Source organism: Helicobacter bilis (assembly GCF_001999985.1).
Taxonomy (GTDB): Bacteria; Campylobacterota; Campylobacteria; order Campylobacterales; family Helicobacteraceae; genus Helicobacter_A; species Helicobacter_A rappini.
In genome coordinates, this window is record NZ_CP019645.1 from 2,064,286 (window position 1) to 2,090,642 (window position 26,357).

Annotated in this window: 21 protein-coding genes; 12 read left to right on the plus strand and 9 right to left on the minus strand. The window is 32.9% G+C overall.

Going from position 1 to position 26,357, the window contains the following annotated elements; translation table 11 throughout:
* Positions 1-2: 2 nt before the first annotated feature.
* Both XJ32_RS09400 and XJ32_RS09405 read left to right on the plus strand, forming a co-directional pair.
* Entirely contained in the window at positions 3-275 is a 273-nt protein-coding gene (locus tag XJ32_RS09400; RefSeq protein ID WP_077389297.1) for a type II toxin-antitoxin system YafQ family toxin, read from the plus strand.
* 17 nt (positions 276-292) lie between these two features.
* Complete coding sequence (locus XJ32_RS09405; protein ID WP_254422349.1) at positions 293-2,653, plus strand: relaxase/mobilization nuclease domain-containing protein; 2,361 nt, start codon at positions 293-295, stop codon at positions 2,651-2,653.
* 1,811 nt (positions 2,654-4,464) lie between these two features.
* Here XJ32_RS09405 and XJ32_RS09415 read toward each other — a convergent pair.
* Positions 4,465-5,592 (minus strand): tyrosine-type recombinase/integrase, encoded by a 1,128-nt coding sequence (locus tag XJ32_RS09415; protein ID WP_077389301.1) that lies wholly within the window; start codon positions 5,590-5,592, stop codon positions 4,465-4,467.
* Positions 5,593-5,640: 48 nt separating this feature from the next.
* Positions 5,641-6,414, minus strand: coding sequence for a thiazole synthase (locus XJ32_RS09420; protein WP_005217946.1), 774 nt, complete (start codon positions 6,412-6,414; stop codon positions 5,641-5,643).
* 374 nt (positions 6,415-6,788) lie between these two features.
* On the opposite strand from XJ32_RS09420, the gene tpx reads away from it, so the two are divergent.
* The 6 genes from tpx to XJ32_RS09445 all read left to right on the plus strand — a co-directional run bounded on the left by tpx (position 6,789) and on the right by XJ32_RS09445 (position 11,245).
* Positions 6,789-7,289 (plus strand): thiol peroxidase, encoded by a 501-nt coding sequence (tpx, locus tag XJ32_RS09425; RefSeq protein WP_077389303.1) that lies wholly within the window; start codon positions 6,789-6,791, stop codon positions 7,287-7,289.
* A 406-nt stretch (positions 7,290-7,695) separates the two neighbouring features.
* A complete protein-coding gene (locus XJ32_RS09430) occupies positions 7,696-8,115 on the plus strand; it encodes an RrF2 family transcriptional regulator (protein ID WP_077389305.1) in 420 nt (139 codons plus the stop codon).
* Positions 8,116-8,233: 118 nt separating this feature from the next.
* On the plus strand, positions 8,234-8,998 hold the full coding sequence (locus XJ32_RS09435) for a hypothetical protein (RefSeq protein ID WP_077389307.1): 765 nt from the start codon (positions 8,234-8,236) through the stop codon (positions 8,996-8,998).
* A gap of 719 nt (positions 8,999-9,717) precedes the next feature.
* Entirely contained in the window at positions 9,718-9,840 is a 123-nt protein-coding gene (locus tag XJ32_RS13240) for a hypothetical protein (protein ID WP_267892896.1), read from the plus strand.
* Between the two features lie 167 nt (positions 9,841-10,007).
* Complete coding sequence (locus XJ32_RS09440; protein ID WP_077389309.1) at positions 10,008-10,409, plus strand: vWA domain-containing protein; 402 nt, start codon at positions 10,008-10,010, stop codon at positions 10,407-10,409.
* Between the two features lie 173 nt (positions 10,410-10,582).
* Positions 10,583-11,245 (plus strand): GyrI-like domain-containing protein, encoded by a 663-nt coding sequence (locus tag XJ32_RS09445; RefSeq protein WP_077389311.1) that lies wholly within the window; start codon positions 10,583-10,585, stop codon positions 11,243-11,245.
* A 153-nt stretch (positions 11,246-11,398) separates the two neighbouring features.
* Here the strand turns inward: XJ32_RS09445 and XJ32_RS09450 are convergent, their stop codons facing one another.
* The 5 genes from XJ32_RS09450 to XJ32_RS09465 form a co-directional block, all read right to left on the minus strand.
* Positions 11,399-12,433, minus strand: a complete 1,035-nt coding sequence (locus tag XJ32_RS09450) for a radical SAM/SPASM domain-containing protein (RefSeq protein WP_077389313.1) — start codon at positions 12,431-12,433, stop codon at positions 11,399-11,401.
* Between the two features lie 93 nt (positions 12,434-12,526).
* Positions 12,527-12,697 carry a hypothetical protein gene (locus tag XJ32_RS12050; RefSeq protein ID WP_155761512.1) on the minus strand — a complete coding sequence of 57 codons (171 nt, stop codon included), beginning with the start codon at positions 12,695-12,697 and terminating at the stop codon, positions 12,527-12,529.
* Positions 12,698-12,728: 31 nt separating this feature from the next.
* Positions 12,729-13,235 (minus strand): hypothetical protein, encoded by a 507-nt coding sequence (locus XJ32_RS09455; protein WP_077389315.1) that lies wholly within the window; start codon positions 13,233-13,235, stop codon positions 12,729-12,731.
* 176 nt (positions 13,236-13,411) lie between these two features.
* Complete coding sequence (gene dnaG, locus XJ32_RS09460; protein WP_077389317.1) at positions 13,412-15,064, minus strand: DNA primase; 1,653 nt, start codon at positions 15,062-15,064, stop codon at positions 13,412-13,414.
* A 213-nt stretch (positions 15,065-15,277) separates the two neighbouring features.
* Positions 15,278-17,245, minus strand: a complete 1,968-nt coding sequence (locus XJ32_RS09465; RefSeq protein ID WP_077389319.1) for a methyl-accepting chemotaxis protein — start codon at positions 17,243-17,245, stop codon at positions 15,278-15,280.
* Positions 17,246-18,008: 763 nt separating this feature from the next.
* Here XJ32_RS09465 and XJ32_RS13245 point away from each other — a divergent pair.
* Both XJ32_RS13245 and XJ32_RS09470 read left to right on the plus strand, forming a co-directional pair.
* A complete protein-coding gene (locus tag XJ32_RS13245; protein ID WP_302475933.1) occupies positions 18,009-18,137 on the plus strand; it encodes a hypothetical protein in 129 nt (42 codons plus the stop codon).
* Positions 18,138-18,485: 348 nt separating this feature from the next.
* On the plus strand, positions 18,486-19,688 hold the full coding sequence (locus XJ32_RS09470) for a hypothetical protein (protein ID WP_077389321.1): 1,203 nt from the start codon (positions 18,486-18,488) through the stop codon (positions 19,686-19,688).
* Here the strand turns inward: XJ32_RS09470 and XJ32_RS09475 are convergent.
* Complete coding sequence (locus tag XJ32_RS09475) at positions 19,611-20,240, minus strand: hypothetical protein (protein ID WP_077389323.1); 630 nt, start codon at positions 20,238-20,240, stop codon at positions 19,611-19,613. The two genes, XJ32_RS09470 and XJ32_RS09475, sit on opposite strands and share 78 nt — an antisense overlap.
* Entirely contained in the window at positions 20,237-21,466 is a 1,230-nt protein-coding gene (locus XJ32_RS09480) for a DNA-methyltransferase (RefSeq protein ID WP_077389325.1), read from the minus strand. The genes XJ32_RS09475 and XJ32_RS09480 overlap by 4 nt, the downstream gene beginning before the upstream one ends.
* A 13-nt stretch (positions 21,467-21,479) precedes the next feature.
* Between XJ32_RS09480 and XJ32_RS09485 the strand changes: the two genes are divergently transcribed.
* Positions 21,480-22,265, plus strand: a complete 786-nt coding sequence (locus tag XJ32_RS09485) for a hypothetical protein (protein WP_077389327.1) — start codon at positions 21,480-21,482, stop codon at positions 22,263-22,265.
* 154 nt (positions 22,266-22,419) lie between these two features.
* Positions 22,420-26,286, plus strand: coding sequence for a PBECR3 domain-containing polyvalent protein (locus XJ32_RS09490; RefSeq protein WP_077389329.1), 3,867 nt, complete (start codon positions 22,420-22,422; stop codon positions 26,284-26,286).
* Positions 26,287-26,357: the final 71 nt, after the last annotated feature.

The following is a 26,357-nucleotide window of genomic DNA, read 5'->3' on the forward strand; positions in this document are numbered from 1 at the left end:
TTATGGCTCGGTATAGCATTATACATTCTAAGGCTTATAAAAAGTCCATTAAAAAATTTCAAAAGAATGATTTGGAATTGATAGAAAATATCATTGTAAGATTAGCTAATAATGAAGTTTTAGAATCGAAATATAGGGTGCATAAGTTGCAAGGTAAATATAGCGGTTTAAATGAATGCCATATTAAACCTGACTTGCTTTTGATTTATCAAAAATGTGATGATATTTTAGTGCTTGTTTGTGTCGATGTTGGCTCTCATTCTAATTTATTTTAGGTTAGGGAATAATTTCAATGTCTTATAATCCATATAAACAATTTGATTTAATCTTTAAAGCATTTGAGGATATGCAAAAAGATAAATATGTTTTTTGGGAGGATAAAGATACTAGAATACAAAAAAGATACCCTAAAATTCCACACGAAAAAGCTAAGGATAGTTATTTATTTTTTGTAAGGCGTCCTGCTAGACATTCAAGGCAAGTTGTTGTAAAAACACTCTCTAATTTAGATAAAAGAGGGACATATAATGCTATTAGCTATGTTATTAGACACTCTGATTCAAGTTATGCTATTGATGAACTTGGTAATTCTGTTTCTCTTAAAGAAATAATGAGTGATTGGAAAAATGATTTTGGCACTAATAAAAATTCTAAAGATAGTTGGCATTTATGCTTCTCTATTAATGAGGAATTAACTGATAGGAATATTAAAGCTTTACAAGAGAGTGTTAAAGCTGTAATGGATAAGCATTTTTACGCACATAAATATATACAAGTTTTGCATACTCATCAAAATAATCCGCATATACATGTAGTAGTTAATAAAAGAAACATGATTACACATAAGAAACTTCATTTTAAAGAAAAAAGTGATATTAGAGATTTTTTTACTGATATTAAAAATGATTTTGCAATAGCTCTAAATTTTCATGGTTTATATTATTCTAACGCACAAAGAGTTGAGAGAGAAAGTATATTAAGTAAATCTAGTTTTTTAGATACCATAGGGCATAATGATTACTATAAAGATACGATAGAACAATTAGATAAAGATAGAGATAGATTACTTAAAAAAAGAGATAATATAAGTAAAAAGACTGATATATTAAATGATGATTTAAAAGATTTACAAAAGCAAAGAGATGAGTTACAAAATATAATTGATGATATAAAATCAAAAGAGTTATATTTTTATGCAGAAAAATCAAAGGTTTTAAAAGAAGTAGAAAAGATTCTAACTTCAAATAAAAAGGATAAAAAAGCAATAGGGGCTTTGTTTGATAGTATTCCACAATACCCTGATAAATCTGTTATGTTTTTTGCATTAAAACAGATTAAAGAGATAAGTAAAACTATAAAAGCAAAACGCCATGAAAAAAGATTATTATCTAAAGATTATAATTCTATTGATAAACATATTAGAGAAGTAGAGAGAGAAGCAAGATACCATAGGCAAGAATTTTCAAAAGATACAGATGATAAAGCATTAGTTACTAAAGCTAAAGAGAGATATTTAGATTTTATACTTAAACATAAAAGAGGTGCTACAAAATCTCAATTAGATATTGCTAGGAATATACAAAATCAAATACGAGAGGAACAAAAAGCATTAGAGATACATTTATCAATGCAACAACAATTTGATAATCTTTTATTAAAGCATTTTAATATACATACAAATAGCTTTAGTCTTATCCATGCTTGTAAGAATTTAGATAAAAAAATGAGAAGTTTGCATAATATGGATAAATACGCTCTTACAGATTCTAAGATTTATGAGAATTATTTTAATACGCTTAAAGAAAATAGTATTGTGCTAGATAAAATCATTAATGAAAAAATCTTACATTATGAAAGTATTCTTACAAATGAAAATGAATGGAGTAAGTATAGCCTCAAAACATTGAATTATTATCACAAAGAGTTTATGACACTTGTTACTTATTTAGATAACAAAGATTATCAAATGAGTGAAAATGATAAGAATGAATTGAAAGATAAAATAGATACTTATATGGTAAAAAAACAAGAGGAATTTAAACAGAAACAAGAACAACAAGATAAATTACAATACTATAAAGAGTTTATTGAGTGGTATATACAAGATAGAAAATTTAATGATTTTAATGCTAATTATATTAGAAAGAGTTTAACTGAAAAGGCTAAGAATAATACGATAGAACAATATTTTATACAATATAATGATAGCGGATTACTTGATTATATGGTGTATTTAAGGCAAAAAGAAAAAGAGAAAAAGGATATTACTGCAACACAAAATGTTTCAAAAGATACTCCAAAAGAGTTGCAAGAGTTACCTGAATCACAATTAAAAGAGAGTAAGGAATTTTATAGGCAATTTGTAGAATGGTATGCAAGGAAACTTGATATTAACGATGATATATCTTTAAAGGAACTTTATTTGAAACAAGCTTTAAGTGGTGAGTTAGAAAATTTCTTTGCTAAAAAATATATCACTGCCATAGATGATTTTTACCCCAACATTAATCAAGGCTACTACATGCCGGAGTTATTAAGCGTGTTGCGTGTTTGCAAAGGCTTTAATATGCTTTTATGTGTGGCTCCGTATGCAAACATTGCAAAGCACAATAACACCAAGCAAAGCTATACAAAGTCACAAAGTAAACAATAATAACATACTTGCTAATGCTTTGATTGATTGTATAGCTTGTAATGATAGTGTGAGTAATATTTGCATAAAATACAATATTGCAAGACAAGCATTTTATAAGTGTAAAGGCAAGTTAGATTTAATGACTAAGGATAGTTTATATATGAGACATATTATTACTTATGCTATATTTATGTGCTTAATGCTGTTATCTAAATAGTCAAAGCTAAAAGCAAATAAGGATTAATAAGGGTAAAAAAATAAAGAGATATTGATTTAAAAGGAAGAACAAACCAGCAAATTTTTATAATATTGTTACCTATATGCTTGATTTGTCTTTTTTTGATTGATAGAAGTGTTTGCAATGTTGTCCAGTCGTTAAAAAACTTTTATTTTATATATTACACGGATTGGCATACAAAGCAAAAAAGCCTTATACGATATGCTTAAAAACATATTGATAACTTTGTAAGCCTCGTAATACCTTACTTGATTATGTAAAATTTCCATGAGAAATTTTTTTTATTGTCTTGTTTTTATTTGCCACATGCTTTATTGATTGTCTCTTATATTTTTGCCATAATTTATATTAAAATGTGTTAAGATATTTGATATTTGCTAACAAGGCTTTTTATAACAATATTCAAAAATTGCTAACTATAAAACGGCGTGATACGCTAAGCAACAATACACAATTATTGCAATAATCACATTCTGTATATTCTGTGTGAGTGTAGCAATCATTGCAATTTACACAATATAGACAAATTAGCTAAAAATGAAGTGTTTAATGAAGTTTTAAGCACTGATAACACTAAAAACGACTACAAGACAAGGCACCAGTGTGCTATATTGCAAGCAAGCAATGATTTACTACATGCAAATAATGATGTATTCAATAGTAATGTTATGCTGGATAGCGGCAACTTAATTTTAGATAATGATTTTTTGCAAGTATCGCAGAGAATAAGAATGTAAATGATATATATAACGACTTAATGGCTTGTAATGCTACTTTAAGCAAGTAATGAAACTAACACGCTACATACAGAATTAATACTTAATGATAGCTTTGCGTGTGATAGTAAAGTGGGCAGTATAAGCAATATTTAGTTATGTTGATATAGCAATAATTTGGGCAATGACTAATATAGACTCTTATGGCATTAACATATAGAAATCAAATTATTAAATACTAAATGATGTGGCACTTGCAAACTTTACAATAATAAACACAAAAAAACCTTAAATGCCAATGAAATAAGAATGGATTTTTAGGGGTTTGTGTGTTAGCATATATATACATGCTTACATGTGAGTATATGCGTATGTAATGTGCATGCTGGTGTTTATGTATGCTTTGATTGCTTTATGCTTGTTGGCTCTTGTGGGGCATACAACAAAGTTATTGGCTATACATGCAAAGCCGTAAAGCAATATGCAATAAAGCCTTAATCATTTAACCTTAAACCAATAATCTAACATTTGCAACACATGCAAACAATACAAAATAAAGTCATAAGCATCACCTTGCATTAATGCACCCAATAACACTTAACACTATTTGCATAATTCAATCATATGTTTATTACAAGTTAATCATAAGCTAATCATGTTTGATTGAGTCTGGAATAAAGTATTGACAAAAATGATAAATTTACACTGTTTCGTTACGGTGCTTTATGGGGTCAAATACAACATATAAATATGCAAGAATTACATAAAGAGATTTAGGTTTAGCTATATGCTTCGCTAGTTCAGAACACTAAAACACTTTACAGCCATTAAAAACATAAAGATAGCAGCTTAATATATTAGGCAAATTATAGCCATCATGAATCTAAAGACTTACCCCCCCCCCCATTGTTAATGCTATTCTCAATATTTGAGATTACATTTGCTGCATGTTTTAATCGTTGATTATCAAAATGTGTATAGATTCTGCTTGTCTCAACGCTACTATGTCCTAAGCTTTCTTGCACTAAAATGAGATCTTTACTTTTATTATAAAGCATAGTTGCAAAGCTATGTCGTAATAAATGCGCTCCATTTTTCGCCTTACGGATACCTGCACTTAAAAGCAAGTTCTCAATAACCACATAAATATAAGATTGTGCAGGGACATGAAACTTTTTATTAACAAATAATGGCATATCATCAGCTACATGTGGAAAATTCGCACGCAGGGCTACCCAGTTATTATAATATTCTTCTATCAGCGTTTTTGCGATAAAGACAATACGCATTTTATTACCCTTGCCACGCAAACGCAATACATAATAATCTCCCTCCAAAGACACATCTTTATAACCAATCTCAAGTATCTCACTCACACGCGCACCGCTATACACAATCATTAGAATGATGAGCTGATTTCTAAGTCGCACCACCGAATTTATATGTTTTTGCTTAATGTCATAGCTTTTTAATGCGTTTAAAAACGCATTTAACTCCGCTTCCGTTAAAAACTCGGGTAAATCATGAGATACCGATCGCTTAGATAGCACGATGTCCATATTATAGATATGGGCTGCACCATTTTCTAAGGTATTTTGTCTTTGTATAAAATCAAAAAAGTTTGTCAAGGCAAACTGATAATTGCGTATTGTTGTAAGACTTAGATTTGCTGTATAAATACTCAAAAACTCTTGCACATTCTCAACATGTATCTCACGCATATCAGAGAATCCAAGCCGCATACAATACTCATAAAATGTAAAAAGTGGATTTGCATAAGTATTAATGCCTAGCAAACCTATCTTTCTTGCTCTTTTGCAAATGGATCGAATCTCATCAATCGAGTTTAGTCCCCCACTTTGTATATCTTGAATAACTTGTGCGAATACCGCCTTATCCTTTACTCTGTGTGCAGTCAATCCCACAAGCTTTGTATAAAAAAATCGCTCCAACCAAAATCGCAATGAAATATCAAATGATTCTCGATTGAGTGGATAAGACATAATGAATTCCTTATAACAATTATCTTTAAAACTTTTAAAACAAAACAACTAAAGAGCCGGCATATAATCTGTTGGCGAACTCGCGGTGGCAAAAGGCTTCTTTGCTATGCGTCCAGCTTCATAGCTTAATCTACCGCCTTCAACTGCAAGTTTCATAGCTTTTGCCATTCTCACTGGATCTTTTGCTTGTGCTATGGCAGTATTACTTAACACACCATCTGCCCCAAGCTCCATAGCGATAGCCGCATCACTAGCACAGCCCACACCAGCATCTACAATCACAGGGATTTTTACCGCTTCTTTTATAAACATAACATTAAAGCGATTTTGCACCCCAAGCCCACTGCCAATAGGTGCAGCAAGTGGCATGATCGCTGCAGCCCCAGCGTCCTCTAGCTTTTTTGCCATAATAGGATCATCATTTGTATAGACTAAAATCTTAAAGCCTTTATTTGCCAGAATCTTTGTCGCTTCTAGTGTTTCTATCACATCAGGATAAAGTGTCTTTTGTGTATCACCGATAATCTCTAGCTTGATAAAATCAATCCCGGTGCCTTCTCTCACAAGCTCAAACATACTCACCGCTTCTCTTGCAGTGGTGCAACCAGCAGAGTTTGGTAAAAATGAAATATTGGTATCCCTAAAATAGTCCATGAGATTTGGTGCATTTTTATCTAAAATATTTACCCGTCTCACAGCAACGGTTATCATCTCAGCACCACTTGCAAGTGTCGCCTCTCTTGTAATCTCAAAGCTCTCATACTTTCCGCTACCTACAATCAAACGGGAGTGAAAGCTCTTCCCTGCAATAACTAATGACATTTTGTAATCCTTAAGAATGCAATAAAAGTTTTGGAATAAAGTGATTGTATTATAACACAGAATCAATAATAACCAGTGCCGCAAACTACAAAAAAAAAAAAAAAACGATTTGCCTTATTTTTAAATATCGATATTTGTAATTTTTATTAGACAATAATAAGATAAAATATAACTTATATTATTAGTAATCATGTCATAGAATTATAATGCTACATAACCTACGGAAAATGCAATTTTTAAGCTAATATTCATAATAAATACAAATCATAATATACAAAAAACTTGACATCTTTTTGATAGAATGCCACATATCCCTTAGCGACTAAAACTAGAGTTGGGGGATATACATTTACATTATATTAAAAGGACAAATCATGGAAGTAAAATTTAAAGGCACTCCAGCAAAACTAAGTAGCAATACAATTAAAGTTGGCGATAACGCTCCAAAAGTAGCTCTTGTAGCTAAAGACTTATCACAAGTAGAAATAGGTGGTGCAAGTGGAGGCTACCAAATCATCAATGTCGTGCCAAGCCTTGATACAGGTGTATGTGCGACACAAACGCGTAAATTCAACGAAGAAGCAGCAAAACTGACAAACGCAAAAGTGTATGTCGTGTCATTAGATTTGCCTTTCGCTCAAGGTAGATTCTGTAGCACTGAAGGCATTGAAAATGTAATAGCACTTAGCGATTTTAAAGCAAAAGACTTTGGCAAGGCGTATGGGCTGATTTTAGAATCTTCTCCACTTGCAGGGTTACTCACTCGCGCGGTGATTGTGGTAGATCCACAAGGCAAAGTCGCCTATGTAGAAGTATGCGAAGAAATCACAAATGAGCCAGACTATCAAAAAGCACTTGGAGTAATGAAGGGGTAAGTTTTAAGCTTCATAGAAACTAGTTGTATCGAGTGTATGCAAGACATCTCACATGGATTCTAAATGGGGTTTGTGTTCGAAGGTTGGATAGCATAATGTAATTTTACTCTATGTTGCATTGACTAGGCGAGATGTCTGAGATTCTGAAACTACCCCCCCCCCCCCCATACTCTAATACAAAGTGTGAATCTAAAATAATCAAATGCTACATATAACTTCAAGTTGAGACACACTAAAAAATGACACTAATATTTCGGCAATCGATTCTATATTTTATGATATGTGGATATATGTAAAAAATTCATGCTGCATAATAACACAGCGTTATTAAAGTTTGAAAATCACAAAATAAAACGATAATATTTCATACTTAAACAACACGCCAAAATACATACAAGGAAGCAATATGCAGTTATCAAAGTTTAGCGATTATTCATTTCGGGCATTAATCTATCTCGCACAGCACGATAATACATTAAACACTATAGAAAATATGGCAAGCGAGCTTAGAATCTCACAGAATCATCTCAAAAAAATTATCCATAAACTATCAAAAGGTCAGTTTATAAAGACTTTTAGGGGGCGGGAAGGCGGCATAAAACTTGCTAAAAAGCCAAAGGATATTGGATTAGCCGATGTGTTGCTTTATACAGAGATAAATACCGACTTTGTTGAGTGTTTGAAGCATAATTCTAAACACACGGAATGCCCCTATCAAATCAATTGCAATCTCAAATCAATCATTCATAAGGCAAAAGATGCTTTCATGCAGGAGTTTCAAAAATATAGCTTACAAGATTTATTGCAGACAGATGAATATATGTAACTATATTTTATAAAAATTATTAAAATAGCAACTTAATGCGAGACTTATCTAGCATTACTTTCATTTTATAAACCACAAGTGTATGCCGATATGTTACTATCAGTAAAAAAGGGTGGGTATGATACAGCCAACACACATTCAAAGCCTATTAAGTCAAATGGCAACAACCACAGGCAATAAAGAGATAAATGCTACTTTGCCTATGCTTTTACGCATACTTGATAAAAAAGGTGCTGATAAATATCTCGTGCAGCTTGGGAAACTCATTATTGAGACACAAAGCAACAAAGAACTTCAAGTTGGCACAAATTATTGGGCAAATGTCAAACAAGGCAAAGATGGCTTACTCATTTCAGATCTTATTAAGCAGCCAAAAATGCTGGAGAATCTAGCACATGCAAAACTTAAATTAAGCTCAAATGACTTAAAAGAATTATTGAGTGAAACGCATAAGGGCGGTAGCACACTAGAATCTGTTTTTAAAGAGTTTTTACTAGAGAGATTACCTCTTGCGACAAGTAAGCAGGAGTTTTTAGAGTTATCAAACTTGCTTATTGCTTTGCAAAATGGCGTATTTAGCATGGTGATAAAAGAGGATGATGGCAAAGAAAGTTTAGTGCAGCTTAAAAAACAAGTGGAATTTTTAGAATTTTATAGCATTTTTCATCATTTGGGTGAGATAAGCGGCATTGTATCGCTAAATGATGAAAATAATGTATGTTTGCGGCTTTGTGTGATGAGTGAAAAAGTGAAAAAGATTCTTGAAAATAGGCTAAATGATTTGCAAGGGTTTGATGAGATACAAATCGATGTGGGTCAAAACGAACCTTTATGGGATTTAGAATCTTTTGAGCCTTCATATATTCTTAATCTTAGGGGTTAGATTCTGTTTTTGAAATCTTATCAGGTTAATCATATACGATTGATTTTAATGTTTTATTTTGCTAAGTTACTATGTGAAACTCTGTGTCGTTGTTCAAAATTGTAAGTACGCAATCTTTAGGCTATGAAGTTATACTTGACTGCACATCGTTTTTCATACGAGACTTATGAAATTTGACTTTGGAGTCTCGTTGCTGGTTTATAATAGCAGACATTTTGGTTTTCAAGCATTCTTTACAAAACCATCTACATATAATGATTGTGCAAAATTTTCTCAAAACCTTCTTGCAAAAATCATTTATTTGTCATAACGCTATCAAAAGCGCATATTATAATTTCACTTATTAGATTTTAGGACATAAGCCAAAAACCAAACAAATGCAAAAATATGCAATCTTGTGATGACATAGTCTTGCAAGATAGTATAGAATTAAGAGAAGATATATAATTTAATCCCACGCATAAAGCTATGTTGGATCAATACCCAATCAACAGGTAAGCCAAAAATCTGCAAGGAAGTATGTCTTGCAATATTGGTAGCAGATTCTAATTGCTAAAAAAGTGAATGGTTAAAATCCACCACAAAAGAGCTTACACAAACCTATCATCAAGCATTGCAAGAATTTTTAGACTATCTTTTAAAACTTTTACAATGTTTAAAGACAATCTGTGGATTATGCGGGATAGATTATAAAAAAAAGTAGTGTAGTTGGGGAGATTTTGAAAGAAGTGGCAAAGCGATTTAACATAAAAGACTTATGCGATAGCTTTTGTCAAAGTCAAGATGATAAAGAAAATTTAAGCAATTATGATGAGGATAATAGGGGAATCTTGACACAATAACAGAAGAAATCACGCAACACTTTATAATGAATATTATCATAATGATTGCATAGAGCGAGAAAGGTAAAAGCATAAGTGGTTATGATTTTAGTCGAGGTTATATATAAAAATTTATAAGCATTGATAAGACATATAAATATCTTAGACATATACAAAATAGCAAAGATTTGCGTAAAATCGCCGCATTACTTGGCAGAGAAGAGAAAAATGGAAATAAGAAAATAGAGCATAGCAGTATAGACCAAAGCATAAAAACGCATAATCACAAAGAAGAGATGAGTGGGGTAACCTTAGGCAGAGATTTAGCAAATCTTTTACCACAGGAATTAGCTATGCTAAAAGATGAGAATCTAGAATTGCTCTTTAATCTCAAATACATTCAAAACCGCCTTTTTTGCTTTGAAAAGCAAGGCTATGAAACCATACAAAAAGAGCATTATAAAATGGCAAAAAATGAAGGAGCGATGATAATCTGTGTGGATACAAGTGGCAGTATGAGCGGAAATAGAGAGTATCTAGCAAAGGCTATAACGCTTTTTCTAGCTACAAAGGCAAAACCAAAGGCATAAAGGCAATAGATTCTATCTTTTAGATATAGATGGCAATCAGGTGAGACAACATTTTTTGATACACATTGGGCGTATAATACATGAACACAAAAAGCTCAAGTTTTGTATGCAATGGAGGATAGATTCTAGATTCTTTAGGTTAGAATCTACACAATACAAATATGAGGTAAGTAATGCCAACAAAAAAAGCTGCACAGGAAAAATTTGATTTTAAAAAGGTTTTTAAAGATTGTTACGCACCTAAACCGACTCCACAGCTTGTTTCTGTGCCTAGATTTTCTTTCATAAGTGTGCAGGGCTGTGGAAATCCCAACGAAGCAGATGGTGCATATCAATCAGCGTTGCAGTGTTTATATGCTCTCTCCTATACGATTAAGATGAGCAAAAAGATAAAGGCTTTAAAAAACTATGTGGAATATGTCGTGCCACCGCTTGAAGGCTTGTGGTGGGGCAGAGAGAATGGTGAAAGCAAAGAACATTTCAAATGGCAAGCAATGATAGCTCAACCAGATTTTGTAAGCCAAGAGATTTTTGAATACGCCACACAAGAAGTTGCGGCGAAAAAAGGTATAGATTCCACAAAGGCAAGTCTTATCCATTTCGAAGAAGGCTTGTGTGTGCAAATGCTTCACATAGGTTCATATGATGATGAGCCGCAAAGTCTTGCGAAAATAAAAGATTTTATGATGTGTAATGCCTTGCAAAATGACATTGGTAGTGTGCAGGGTGATTTTACACGCCTACACCACGAGATATATCTCAATAATCCAAATAAGACACCACCCCATAAGTTAAAGACAATTTTGCGTATTCCTGTAAGAAAAATACAAGTTTAATAACAATTGATATTACAAGGTTCTCGCACTATTTAATATCCACAAATTTTAATGCCTTTTTGGCATGACTTAGATTCTAAACGCGCTAAACATAAAGCACCATATTTAATGAAGTATGGGCTATTTGTATCGTAAAAAATAGTATATATGCCATCAATAGTTTGAAATTTCATAAAATAATTCTCGGCGTCTATCTGTGCAATCTTGGCAAATCTTTTGTATATTCTTATTGCAGGTTGTAGCGGTATTGGCAAAAAGCTCACTACGAAGATTTGTATATGTAGATGAGAAAAATATCTCAAACATATCATTTTTATTGCAATCACCCAAAATAAAAGGCTTATGCGTTTCTTCATCACTTCGTGTATGACAGCAAGGCATCACAAGCCCATTGTAATCTACATAAAAACTCATTGCAGACTGAAAACAGCCAGATTGAATATTGCGTTTTTGTTTCATAAAATCCAGCGAGCCACCCCTACTTTGTCCTGTAATATTTGGATTCCATGAGCGATAAAGTATCTCTAAACCCTCCATGATAAAACTCACGCAATATTCTTCTAAAGTATTCCACATAAGTTTAGATTCTAAACCTAGCTTTTGTTGCATTTTCTCCATCGCTTTTATAACTTTTTCTCTATCATAATCCTTATTTGTAGGGTAATATGACATTAATATGTGTGTTACCCCAGCATCTCTTAATTCTTCAAAATATTCTTTTGAGACATAATCGCCGTTTGTAAAAATGCGGAAGCTTGCTTTTGGCAGTCTCTCCCTTGCTTGTCTCACACGCTTTAAAATCAGTTCTTTATTTGCTAAAGGCTCATTGAATCTATGAAAATTTAGCCATTGATTGTAGTCAATTTCACTTAAATTATTAATAAGTTTTAGAAATACAGCTTCATCTAGCTCTATACTTTTACTTTTTCTGTCAATATGTGAGTTTGGGCAAAAATAGCAAGTGCGATTACAAAAACTTGCGATTTCTATTTCTACAATCTGCAGATACTTTTTTAGAATCTTTTTTTGCAATTCTTTGTCTGTGATTGGTGTGCTTAATAGAGCGGTAGAATCTATTAGATTCTGTGTGTTGTATAGATTCCCTTCACTTCTTATGGCTCTATGAAGCTTTCTTTTAAAAGTAGCTGGCATATTTTTATAAACAGATTTTACAGCTTTATTCAGCATGGCTTATCCCTTCATTTAAAGTAAGCCGCAATTTACAAAAAAAAAAAAACAAATAGTTAATAAATATTTTTATATAAAGCAATATTACTTTGCCTATAAATACGCAATACCGATATCAAAAAAAGTAAAATCAAATGCCCTAAACATAAATGGATAATATAGAATCAAAAATAAGAAAAGTGAGAATATTATAGAAATAAAGGGTAGTCGTGAGTTAATGCGTATCCAACAATACGCAAGGGCTATGAAACCATAAAGTTCCATACAACCGCATTATTAAATACACCTATTTTGTTTAGTGAATTTGCTTATCTCCACAATCATAGAGATCAGCATACACTTTGTAAGAAATGATTTGCCCCCTATCTTCTGGGACATCTTCCCAATCTGTGCAATCCATTTCTTTAAGATGTGATTTTGGGATAACCTTGCCTTTTTTATCTACTGGATATGCTCGGCATTTCATTTGCTCTTTTGAAATGTGAATCATTACTTTCTGCCCATCTTTAATAGCATAAGTCAATTCGTTTTTCAAATCATTAATCGCACCCTGTCGTATCCTCTCTCTTGTAACATTGCTTACCTTTCCTCTCACCTCATCATGCCCTTCCATCTCACCAACAATCTTGCAATGATATGCCTTAGAGCTTGCCATAGTTATCCCTCGTGCATTTTCGCTCAATGCTTTTGGTTGAAATTCAGGTATATTTGGCTTTGGCTTCTCAAAACAACCTGATAAACTCATGCAAACACCTATACTACACCCTATCTGTATGCCAACCTTTACTATTTTGCAATACATATAACAAACCTTTAACTTGAATTTAAAAAACCTTTTACTTTGGAGAGCGTATTCTACAAAAAAAAAAAAACAAAGTCAAGCATGTTTTACTTTTATTTAACCAGGCACATGGTTTCTTATTGTTTATGTTGAACATTGTGTGATTGTAAAACATAATATTGGAATTTACTTCATGGCTACACCATACCAACCGACACAAGCTCTCCCCTTTTTAGCTTTGCGATATTTTCATGCAGGGCTTTTATTTGCTGGAATTTTAGACTAGATTCAATGGGTGAAATAGCAATTTTTGGTAGCATATCTTGTGCGTATTGGAGTAAGAATATACGCAATTGTTCTTTAAACTCTTCATCATTTAGAATCTTTGCTTTAGTTTTAAATCGCAAGGCATAGATTCTGTCGTTATCATAATCCTGATTACAAATGAGTTGAAATTCATGGCGATATGTTTGGAAATGCTCTTTTGTTAAAAAGTTGATTGCAAAGTAGAAATGCTCTTTATGTTCTAGCATATTATATAAAATGCTTTCTTCAGCAAAATTATTTGTGCTATCTTTTGGCATTTCTACATGATTTGTCTTTTGACTTTTTGTATCTAAATAAATGGGACTAATCTGTAATAATGACGCACATTTTTGCTTATACTCATCTTGCAAAAAGGGTGTAAGGGTATGCAAATATTCCTTGCAAGCTTTTAGTGCATTTTGCTTTTGCATGGGATTATTTATATCAAAATCTTTAATGATATGCCTTAGCACAAATTCCACAAAAGGCATTGCATTGTTGAGGGCATCTTTAAAAAGCTCGATTTTATTTTGTGCGATCATATCTGCTGGGTCTAGCCCATCTTGCAGCAAAATAACCCCGCCATCTTTACTATTTTGTGAGAGAAATTTTGCTGCTTTAAATGCAGCATTAATCCCTGCATTATCACCATCATAACACATGTATATTCGCGGATTATCCTTATTTAATAGATATAAATGTCCCTCGTTTAAGGCTGTCCCAAGTGTGGCTACCGCATTCTTAAATCCTGCTTGATGTAGCATAATCACATCAAGATAGCCTTCACATACAATAATGCTTTTTTGCTTATAAATCATCTGCTTTGCTAAATGATAGCCATATAGAATCTTTGATTTATTAAACACCTTGCTTTGTGGGGAATTAAGATATTTTGCCACATTTTTATCAGCACTCAAAGTCCTGCCACCAAAACCCACAACAACGCCTGTGCTTGAATGTATAGGGAAAATAATGCGATTTGCAAAACGCGCATAATCTCTGTCATTGCCTTGCGTTAAAACACCATATTCAACCGCTTCCTTGCGACTTAGCTTTTGCTCATCAAGAAAACGCAAGGTATCATAACTATTGCCACTATACCCTATCTCAAACTCATTGATAGAATCTTCATTAATAGCGCGTGAAAAAAGATACTGCAACATATCATTATGCTTGAAAAGCTTGTTGTGATAAAATAGGGCAAGAGAGGGCAAAAGATTACTTTTTTTTGTTTCAGCATAGCCTTTCTCATACGCCAATGCCACATTAAAAAGGGCGGCAATCTTTTGTGCGGCATCATGGAAAGATAATCGCTCATACTCCATGACAAAGCGGATTGCATTTCCACTTGCACCACACGCATGGCAATGATATAAGCCCTTTATCGCACTGATTGACATGCTAGGTGTCTTATCATCATGGAAAGGGCATAATGCCATAAAGTTTGCACCAACTTTTCGCACATCAATGTATTGTGTGATAACATCTACAATATCAATTGATTCATATAAATGGGCTAAACTTGCTTCTGTGAATCTTGCCATTTTATCCTTCTTTAATGTTTCTAAAATGATATTGTAGCTAGTTTTGGGTGAGATAACCCATATGTAGCATAAGTATAATGTAGTGAGATAAAAAATTTATTTTTTCAATGATTTATTTATGGCTTTGGCTATCTTTTAAGGCGATATATCTTAAAGAGTTCTTAAGATATATTAGAGATGTTAGATTAATCAATCTAGCATAAATCCGTATCACTAAAACTTCTTACTTGCCAATTGCGTGCTTACACTCTCTACAATCTCATAAATCTTAGCGCCGACTTCATGTGTGCTATCAGCTATATCAGCGTTTTCTTGTGTTGCCTCTGATATTGCAGAAATATTATCATTGATATGCAATATCTTATCGTTTTGCTCAGAAATAAGGCTTGAAATATCCATAATACCCTGCGTTAATATCGTAGTGTTTGCTTCTATCTCACCCAAACTTTTTTGCGTTCTCTCTGCGAGTTTTCTCACTTCATCAGCTACAACTGCAAAGCCTCTGCCATGCTCTCCTGCCCTTGCTGCTTCAATCGCTGCATTCAATGCTAAAAGGTTGGTTTGATCGGCAATATCTCTAATAATGCCAATCACACTTTTAATATCTTCACTTTGCTTAATGATAGATTTACTTTGCTCATTAATATTGCCAATAGATTCTGTAATATGTGCGATCGAACCAGCTGTATCCTCTACACCTTGTGCTTGCTGCATACTGCTTTTATGTAGGTTTCGCGTATTATCATCTAAGCTTTTGCTATAACTTGCAAGTTTGTCAATTAGTCCCGCATTCATTTTTAGCATATTTGCAAATTGTGCTATTGCGATATTAATACCTGTTTCAATACCAACTGGCTCATTAATCTGTTGCGAATAGTCTTCCTTAGAAACTGCATCAAGCACAATATTAATACGCGCAATATCTGCACAAATATTTTTCTTTAAAATACCGCTCATTGTATTAAGTGCATCAACAACGCCTTGCAAGTTTGGATTATTACTTACAATATCAATTTGAGATCCAAACCTACCATCTTTTGCTTCTGCAATAAGATCATTTATACTTTGTAAAAGACTTTGTTCATCATGTCTTAATGCGACAATTTCTTCAATTTCTTTATTGATTCTATGCGACATTTTGCCAAACTCATCTTTATTTTTTATAAGCGTTGTCTTTGGTGGTGTTTTGCTTTGATAGCTTAGGAATTTAAAGAATGCACTTAAATCAGATTCTATAACATTTAATGGCTGCAAATTTCTACGCACAACCAAGACGACAACTGCCCCAGCAACGATAATAATACCCACAAACCACACAACATTTGATAAAAATAATCCAATTAAATGCGGTTTATATTCGTTCTCACTACTCACAATACATACAGACCAATCCAGTGAAGACTGCTGACAGATTCCATGCTTCTTATCACTCTCTCCCATGCGGTGAAAGTCAAATGGCGCTCCACTTTTAGCAGCAGCTTTTCCAACAGAGAGTGAATGCTTTGCATCTGGATTACCCTCTGCCATAACAAAGCTTTGATTTGGATGCACATAGAAAACATCTCTAAAGATAGAAACTTCTCTTTTATCCGTTTTTATTGCGCGTATATCTGCAGCAAACTCAACTAAATCTACATCAACGCCAACCGCCCCAACGACATTATTATCTATCTTAATGGGTGCAAATATGGTAATAACGCCATTTCCCGTTGCTACATCTTTATATGACTCTGTATTGCCTACCGATTGTGTTTGCAATGCTTGCTGAAACCATGGACGCTCCCTTGCATCATATACCCTACCATCGCTATATTTCATGGTCCTTACTTTGTATTCTTCAGCCTTTGCCGCGGTATATGTGAATCCATCATTACTCCAAGACACATAAACCTGCAATACACCAGACACCATAGCTATGCTATGTAAATATGCAGGCAAACTACTTCTTGTGAAGAATTGTTCGTGATTACGCGAGAGATCCTTTGCTACTTTTTCTGCAAAATCAAATTGTCTTTTCATAAGGATATCAACATAAGTTGTCATGACTTTTACGCGATTATTATTTTCAGCAATACTATTCCCAATAAACATATTGCGTTGCTTTACATACTCCACTACACCAAAAAAGGTAAAACACAACACAAGCACAATAACGATACTTAATGACATTTTCCTTGACATAGAATCTAACTCCTTAATTTTTCCATCAACTACTTTGTGTTAGCCTAACATTAGGCAAAAATCAAACATTAAAAATATGAAAACTAAATAAACATATTACTAAAAATATTCAAAGTTAAGTGTTACGAAAATACCACAAATATTTCTTTGAAACACAAAACCATGCTTCTTTTAGCAACATAATGTAATATTTTAATGAGTATTACAATAAGTTATATTTATATAAACATAAATCTTTTATAAATACGCATTAATAACCAGCTTATAAAGCTTTCCTTATTTTTAAATGGCAGAAATTATACATTAAAAAAATACAAATCACACATATTTTTTTGTCATAGTCTAGTTATTTTAACTATAAAATTTTGTTATTCCTGCAGCTTTCATAACTCCCTGCACATAATTACTATAATAATAAGAACATTTTTTATAGTTAATATTTTAATTATGAAAAAATAATAATGTAGAATATTTTTACATTATTGTTTTTAAAAAATCTATTGACTCACATTTTCTTATTGTGGTGCAATATGCAGATAATTTAGAAGTATGGATTAAAGAAGCACAAGGGGTTATAACAAGGACAAGGCTTGGAGACCCTATGCCTTAATAGTGTGTCTTTATAGTGAAATTCATCTTTGGCATTTCATTTCAAAAAGATTATATAAAAAAATAGCTAGTCATTGACCTCTAGGTAACTCCTAGCTATTTTTTCACATAAAGCTTTAAAAGCAAATACGCAAATATTGGAATTTGGTTTTGTTTGCTTACTTTGTTATTTTTGCAAGTATGGGTAAAATCCTTGCGGATTGCACGAGACTTTGAAAAAGTCGAAAAATCTAGCTTTTATGTAAGTAGAGATGTAACGCTATCGCTCAACATGACAAGCTAGAATAGATATTAAGAATTCAAAAGAAGTTAAGCAAATAGTAGATATAATTACATTGAGGTTGCTACCCAAAAGGCTGCAACCTTTCGGGTAAATTTAAACAGCCTTGTAAAAAGGAGTTTTAATGAAGCTCGAATTGCTGCTTACAATTCTTGGGTTTATTATATCTTTTTAAGCTTAATGTTAGCTTTGCTGAAATAAGCTTATAATAAATAACCTTAGAATACTTGCAAATGCAAGGCAAAGCCTTATGGCTTTGTTGTAAGTGGTATGAAATAAACACATATAACCGACATATACTTAATTTATAAGCTTTGCTATTCTCATGCAAATACTTAAAAAAGGCATTGCATGGGATACATACTCACACCAACACAAGCAGAAAATGATAATAAACTCATTAACAATACACTTGAAAGCTTAAAGACTACAAACCTTTTAAAACAATCACAAGATACTACCATTAATCCTAATCTAAGCACACAGAATACACAAACAACACAAGCATTGCAATTACCACCAAAATTACCACAAGGAAAAATCCCACAAAATATGGCAGATTCCACAAAAAATACACAAAATCCACAACATAGCAACACACAAAAAAATATCGGCTTTGATAGCAATGTCTTATCCACACAAAACATAGCAAAGCCACTGCCACAAAATGATATGAGCACTAATAACACACAGACTACACAAAAGCCCTTTAATACTCAAATAGCCCTAAGTAGTGATAAAGATTTCAAACCACAAAGTGAAATGCCACAACAAGCACAGATTCCACAAATACAAACACCACCTAAAAAAAGCAGACTACAAAGAGAGATAGAATCTACAAAGTATGCAACAAACTTTAATCAATCTGCATATACAAGAAATACGACTGCATTTTTAGGCAAACCGCATGAGTTTAGCAATCATAAACTAGCTATGGCAGCAAAATTAAGGCTATTAGAAAATTTCGATAATAATGCAAATATAGATGATGAAGTCTTTCAAAGATATAACATAATAGATAATGCAGTAGCAGCCCTAGAAACTGCTAAAAAGATACATGGTGAAAACTCTAAAGCATATAAAGATATTTTAGACCAATATATGCAATATGGCATATTAAAAGATAATGGCATTAAAGATTATGCAAGTTTGGCAGAGTTTTATAATAAGGGCGGTAATGTAGGTATTAAGACAGAGTTTAAAGGAAGTGAGAATAAAGAGAGTGGGCTAGATTCTGTTGATGATAAAGAGAGTAAAAATACAGGTAAATATGGAAGCATTGCTGAATACAATTTAACTCACATGCAAATGGTAAATGACGCAAAAAGACAGGATAAAAGCATACTTAATGGCACGACAGATTGGGCTTTGCATGGCAAATATGATACAGGCTCACAAGTAAATTCAAGGGAACAATATGAAAAAGGCATACATGCTGGGACTTCTTTGTTCTTCGCATTATGCAAGATAATTACTTTAAAATTTTTCCAATATTTCAAAATCATTATGAAATTCTTTAAAGCAGTCATAACTATATTTTTTGCCATTATTTAGAATCTGTCCTTGTTTATTGATACGCAAGGTTGTCTTTTGATTATCCGTGATTTGATAGGTAGGCAAACTCATATCATCAAATCTGCCTACATCGCTTGAGTGAAAAATATAATAATGGATAATGGACTGCTCTAAGTTTTCATCATCTGCAAAGACAGCTATCCACACATAAAATACGCAATTATCTATGTCATAGCGGATTTTAGGGTGGAAGCTAAATTCTCGTGCATTTGGCTTTTTACTAGGCTTTCCCTCACTAGTTTTAACCTGCAAATATTTTGTAACAATATCTAGCTTACTCTCTTTGCAAAATTCGCATAGATTTGTTACACATTTTGCTTTTTGCCCCTGCCAAGATTCTTGCCTTATAAGCTGATTGCTAAATTTCTCGCACACTTTGCAATAATATTTTGAAATCACAAAGTCAATCCCCTCATCAATATAGCCCCTATGCACTTGCCACCCTAAGCTATGTAGCTTCATCGCTAACTGCATTTCGCCATAAAGCCCTATGACTTGCTTTTTCTTTTCTTCGTCTAATTGTGTATTCATAGCTCATACTCCCCTAAATTTTTCTTACCTAAAAATTTATACACACTCTCTTTTAAGCTCATATCTCGCTCTATGCCTACGCCAATTCTGCCTAGCTCATCGGCTACTTTCACACTTGTGCCAAGCCCCATAAATGGGTCCAATACTCGCTCTCCCTTGTAGCTAAACATTTTTATCGCAAATTCTGGAATCTCTTTTGGAAAAGGTGCGGTATGTCCCAGCGTATTTTGCCCTTTAGAATTTATCTTTATCACAGGATTTATTGCCTTTATGTCCCTACGCCACGCATAAATGAAGTCCTTATCTATCTCATTGCCACGATTAAACGCTTCATTTTGCGTGAAATAAGTTTTTGCACTAAATCGCTTCCCACGATTTGCCTTGCTTCGCTCAAAGCAATGAAGATTCTTACACTCCCAGCTTCTAAGCCCCTTTTCTGTGTAAGCATTGCCATTAACCTGCAAACAGCCACACACAGGGCAAGGGTAACGCGTCTCATCACTTCTGTGCTTATGAAAGATTAAAATATGCTCATAGCAATTCATAGGGTATTGATAGTAGGGATAGGGCTTATCGCCATTTTTATGCCTTTGGCTTTGCACTTGCCCTTTATCCCAAATAATATCATCTACAAAACTAAAGCCCACCTTTTCAAAAAGCATTATAAAATACGCCCCCAAAGGCAGCCGTCTCTTACCCCAAGTAGAACGCGTGAAAAGGTTATCGTTATCAAAAATATCGCCCACATTAAAGACAAATACGCGGTGATTATCAAGCACCCTATAACACTCTCTTAAAATCGCCTCCATATCGCTCATATACGCATTTAAATCGCTCCATTGTGCGTAAGCCCTAGCATTATAATAAGGCGGACTTGTTACCATTGCCCCCACCGATTCACTTTTCATCTGCTTTAAGCCTTGCAGACAATCGCCCCACAAAATCTTTTTAGAGTCTTTATTTTGCAAAAAAGATTCTAGGTTTGCATCGTGTTTATAGCGTGATTGATAGCACTCTTTGACAAAATCATAATAGTTTTTCTCAAAAGCCCTTACAATCTCTTTTGTATCTTTTAGGGCATATAGCGGCTTAATTCTTGCGTGAAATTCCATAAGCTCACTTTCACTAAAAGTTTGCTCCAAATACTTCTGTGATTTTTGCAAGATAGTATGCAAGTAGCTATCATTTGATACCATATCATTATGTTTGCGTAGTATTTGTGTCAAAGTTTGCCTTTTTGTGTTTATTATATTCTACAAAAAATGGTTAAAAATTTGCTTAATATCGCTTTGTAATATATTACAAGCCATTAATAAAGAGATAGATTCAGCAGTAGAGAATGCCTTGCAAGATATAGCACAGCAAAGCGGCATTAATACAGCAAAGCTTTTAAAGAATTATAAAGATATAAACAAAGAGTATGCAGATTATGCGAAGTTTAAAGAAAGTGATTTTTATAAAGATAGTGTAAAGACTAAAAAGAGAGAGAAAGACTTAAGCGAAGATAACTTTAATAAAGCTATACTCAAACAAGCTCAAAGAGAAGAAGGCTTTAATAACAAAGTCTTTAATCGCATTGCAAATAATACTGATACAAACTTACAAGCCCAAGCTATAAAAGAACTCATACAAAGAAATATAGCCAATGGGAATGGACAATTTAGGGCGGTTAAATGGCAGGAATTAATACAAGATTTAGAGAAGATAGAACATAGCATTACAGATGAAGGCTTAAAGAATCTAGTCTCAAATCTCAAACAAGCACAAAGGCTATATAATGGCGATAATGAGTTTTTACAAGCAATACAGCGAAGTGTAGGAAGCAAACCTGCAAATGTATTAATAAGCAGTGCTAATGGATTATTTGGTAGAACGCTTTTATTATTCTATAACTTCGTGCATAAGATAATGGCTAGATTTGCAGGGGCTTTAAGTGAAAATCTAGCACATCAAAGCTTAGAAGACCAACTAAGCCTTTATAGAAAGGTAAAGATTCTATGCGGAAGTATTGCAAGGCAATTTTAAGGGTTATCGAGTGAAAGGCGAAGGGAGTGTATTAAGCATACATGACCAAGCCTTGAGCGAAGATTCCCTTAAAAGTGTCCGCAAGACAACGCATTTAATTTAAAGAGATACAAAAGACTTTATATATGTCAGCATAGATTCTATCTCTAAGAACTTGCCAAAAGAGGATAAAGAAACAAGCAAGGTATTAAAAGAGTTAGAATACTGGAAAACACAATTTGACAAAGATGATATAGCAAGTTTCTACACCATAAAAGACGCACAAGAAACTCAAATTGCAATCACAGCCAATAAACAAGAATTACAAGAGAGAAAAGAAGTTATAGATAATGCTTTGAGTGAAGCTAGAAAAGATATAGAGACTATACAAAGAGAAGTTATAGAATCTAATCCTAACTTCATGCCTACTAGACAAATAGATGACTTTGACAATGAAGCAACTTATAAAATGGAAGTAGAGTTTGATAAACTCGGTATGCAAGAGTTTCAAAGAAAAATAGAGAGTGGGGAAATACAGCTAGATAAACCTACTCAAAAGACACTAGAGAATGCCTATTCACAATATAATCATTTATTACAAAAAAGAGAACTGCTAGAGAAAGACTTGCAAAGCTTTAAAGCCTTTGATGATAACAATATCTTAAAGACAAATAGCACTCTTATAGCACAAACACAAAGGGTATTACATCAAATACAAGATGATATTAGCTTTACCAAAGAAGCTATAAAAGATATAGAGAGTGAATTAAGCACAAGTAATAAAGCTTTAATACCTTTAAATACTCATGCAGAGACTAAAAAAGAAATCCATGCTTTTAGTAATCTTTTAGTCCCAACACAAACACAAACGAAACCAAGCTTTGCTACAAACTTAATGAAACAAGATACACAAGGCTTAATCCCTTATAACAACACACAGGCAAATAATGCTTTAATCCCTTATAACACACCACAAGACACTAAACTACTAGCATATAATGAAACAAAGCTATTAGAGTATAAAGAGACACTACACGCCTTGCAAAAGCTAGACAAAAGCTTTAAAGACTTTATGAGTATGCCTTTTAGCATTATTGTAGATTCTAAAGGCAATGCCCTGCCTTTAACTTCTCAAGCTATAAAGAATTTTATATTTCATAATCTCTATAAAGAGTTTATGAGTGCCACAAAAGCATTAAATAAGCCTTTAGCACAGCTAGACTTTAAACCTTTAAGCAATGAGATAAAAGCACTGCCATATAAAGCTAATGCTAACCTAAAAGCACATTTAAGAGATATTAATGCTAAGACTAATGACTTTTTAGATTCTATGCAAGAGATTAAAAACACTACAAAAGAGATAAAGCTGCTGCCATATAATAAGCCTAGTGAAAATAAAGCAGTGGAAGTGGATAGGTTTAGGAATGTGTTGGGGGAAATGCAGTCTAAAAATATTGAAACATTCACAGATAGCTATGGTAAAACGCACGAGATACCAAAAGATATAGCAGACACTTGGAAAAACACCTTTAATCTAAAAAGCCTTGATGAAGCCTATATCCCAAGCTTTACACCTGAAGTAAAACAAGCTTTAGATTCTGTATTACAAGGCAAGGATATTGAGCTTAGATTTGGCAGTCTTGTTAAACTTATAAATAAAGGCAGACTAGACATTATGCCAAAGATTAAGGAAGTCTTAGAAACACCTAATAAAGTATTAGATAATGGCAGGGGGATTTTGTTTATAAAAGAATTTGTAGATTCTGATAAAAATCGCTATTTTATGAGTGTAGCTAAAAATTATGATGGTGAATGGGTGTTTAGTAGTCATGTAAGGCGAGAATTACCTAATATTGAAAATGAAATTAAGAAATCAAAAGTTTTATATGATAAAGGATTTAAGGGCGAGAAAGTTGCTGGTGCGTCTGATATATTAGAATCGGGCGGAACTACTACTAAGCCCTCTGACTTGCAGATTGAATACCCCGCTAACCATAGTAGTGGCATAAATCCTAAACCTAATCCTACCACAAAACAAGAAATAAGTAAAGATATAGAATCTAAAAGCACACAAGACAATACACAATGGCAACAATTTATTCATAATGCCTTACCAAACGAATTAAAGCATTATGCAAAGCTTAGTGGGGAACAATTAAATAAGATTAAAGAAGCAAACGAATTAGACAAAGATATATTTTTCTCAAGGTGGCATAATCACCCTAAAGTATTAGAAACAATCAAGGTAAAAACAAAGGACAATAAAGAAGTAGAAGTGCTTAAAACCTTGCATAAAGATGGCAATATTAAGTATTATGAGCCTTTAAGTGCTACTGAAGTAGATATTAATAAATTTAAAGACATAGACCTACAAACATATAAACAAAGCATTATAGAAAATGTAGGAGAAAATCAAACTAAAATCTTTGATATTGTTGCTGGAATGAATGCAAAATATTTTAATACATTCGAAAAAGAACTTTTACATGATATTTTTTCACATCATAAAAATAAAAAAGGTATGCAAAAGATAAAGGATATAGAATCTAAAAGCACACAAGAGATAGTTAAACAAGTAAAACAAAGTGGCAAGAATGTAAGAGAGACACAAGAGCTAATAGACAAAAATAACTCTCAAAATAGAATCTATCAAGTAACAGAAGCAGAGCAGCAAGAATTGCAAGAACATTTTTCATTTAAAAACAAGAAACCCATTGTAAGAGAGTTAAGGGAAAATGAAATAGCACATGCCCTAAAATCTCATGGGGATATCCACAAAGAAGCAAGTAGGGGAAATATCGCAATAAATAGAAATGATATAGAACAAAATTATCCAAAAATCACACAAGACTATGACGAGAAATTCTTTACAGATAAAAGCATAATTTATGCAAAGCAAATCAATGGACACCATATTGCCATAGAAGAAGCACTTAAAGGACAAGACAAGCTCATTTTTAAAACCATGTGGAAAACAAAAGGAAACTATAATAAAGAAGTGTTGTTAAAAAATGTCAAGGCTACCCCATATCCGCAAAATGCAGATGAAGCGGTAAAGCAAAATGCTATTTCTAAGCTAAACATAGAACAGGGGAATCCGCTACAATCTAACCTTGAACCTAATCCTACCACAAAAGTAGAAAAAAGTCAAAAACCAAAAGAAATACAAGATTCTACAACACAAACAATAGCAAACTTCAAAAAAGAATTTAATATACACGATAAAGCCTTTAAACCAACAGGGCATGTAAGAGATAATACAAAAACAGGGGAATTAGAAGTATTAGATACTCTCAATGAATACAGACCTATATTCAATAAAGACACATATAAGAAAGATGGCTACTATGTTATAAGTAACCACCATGATGATTTAGAATTACTCGATTTCAATGGATTTAATCTAGGCAAAGTCTATCATAAGAAATATGATGGAAAACATAGATTATTTAACATACAGGATTTAGAACTCTTAGAAAATGTATCTAAAGACTTTCTACTCTTAAATGGCAATAAAACACTAGAACAAGCCAAAAAACTAGCACAAAGCAAAACTAAGAAAGGCGTATATATTGATTATTTCAATGAAATACAAGACCCTATAAAAAGCATAAATAAAGCTACAACAAAAGATGGAGTAGAAGTTTATATACTACAAACACAAAAATTTAAACAAAAAGAGCCTTTGACAAATCTAACTGCTGATGCAACACAATTAAGTCAAAGAACTAGTCAAGAAACAAAAGAGATAATACTAAATCATATATTAGAAAATGATAGACTACTCTATCTATTAAAACAAGGTATCAACACACAACACCTAAGCCCTTTTCAAAAAGAAGCGTTAGAATCTGTGCTAGATATAGCAAATAATCCTACAAAGTATAAAGCATATAAACTGCAAGGACTACAAAAACAACTAGACAATCTTAATGAGAGTGAAGCCTATCTTAAAACATCAGGAAACTATGATAAGGCTAGATATGCAAAGGATAGGCAAGAGCTAGAGAGAGAAATTGCTGCACTAAAGGGGGGAAACTAGCGATATTATTGCTACTGAATCTAATAAAGAAAATACATACATTTTACGAGAACAAACAAAAGAGATTTTAA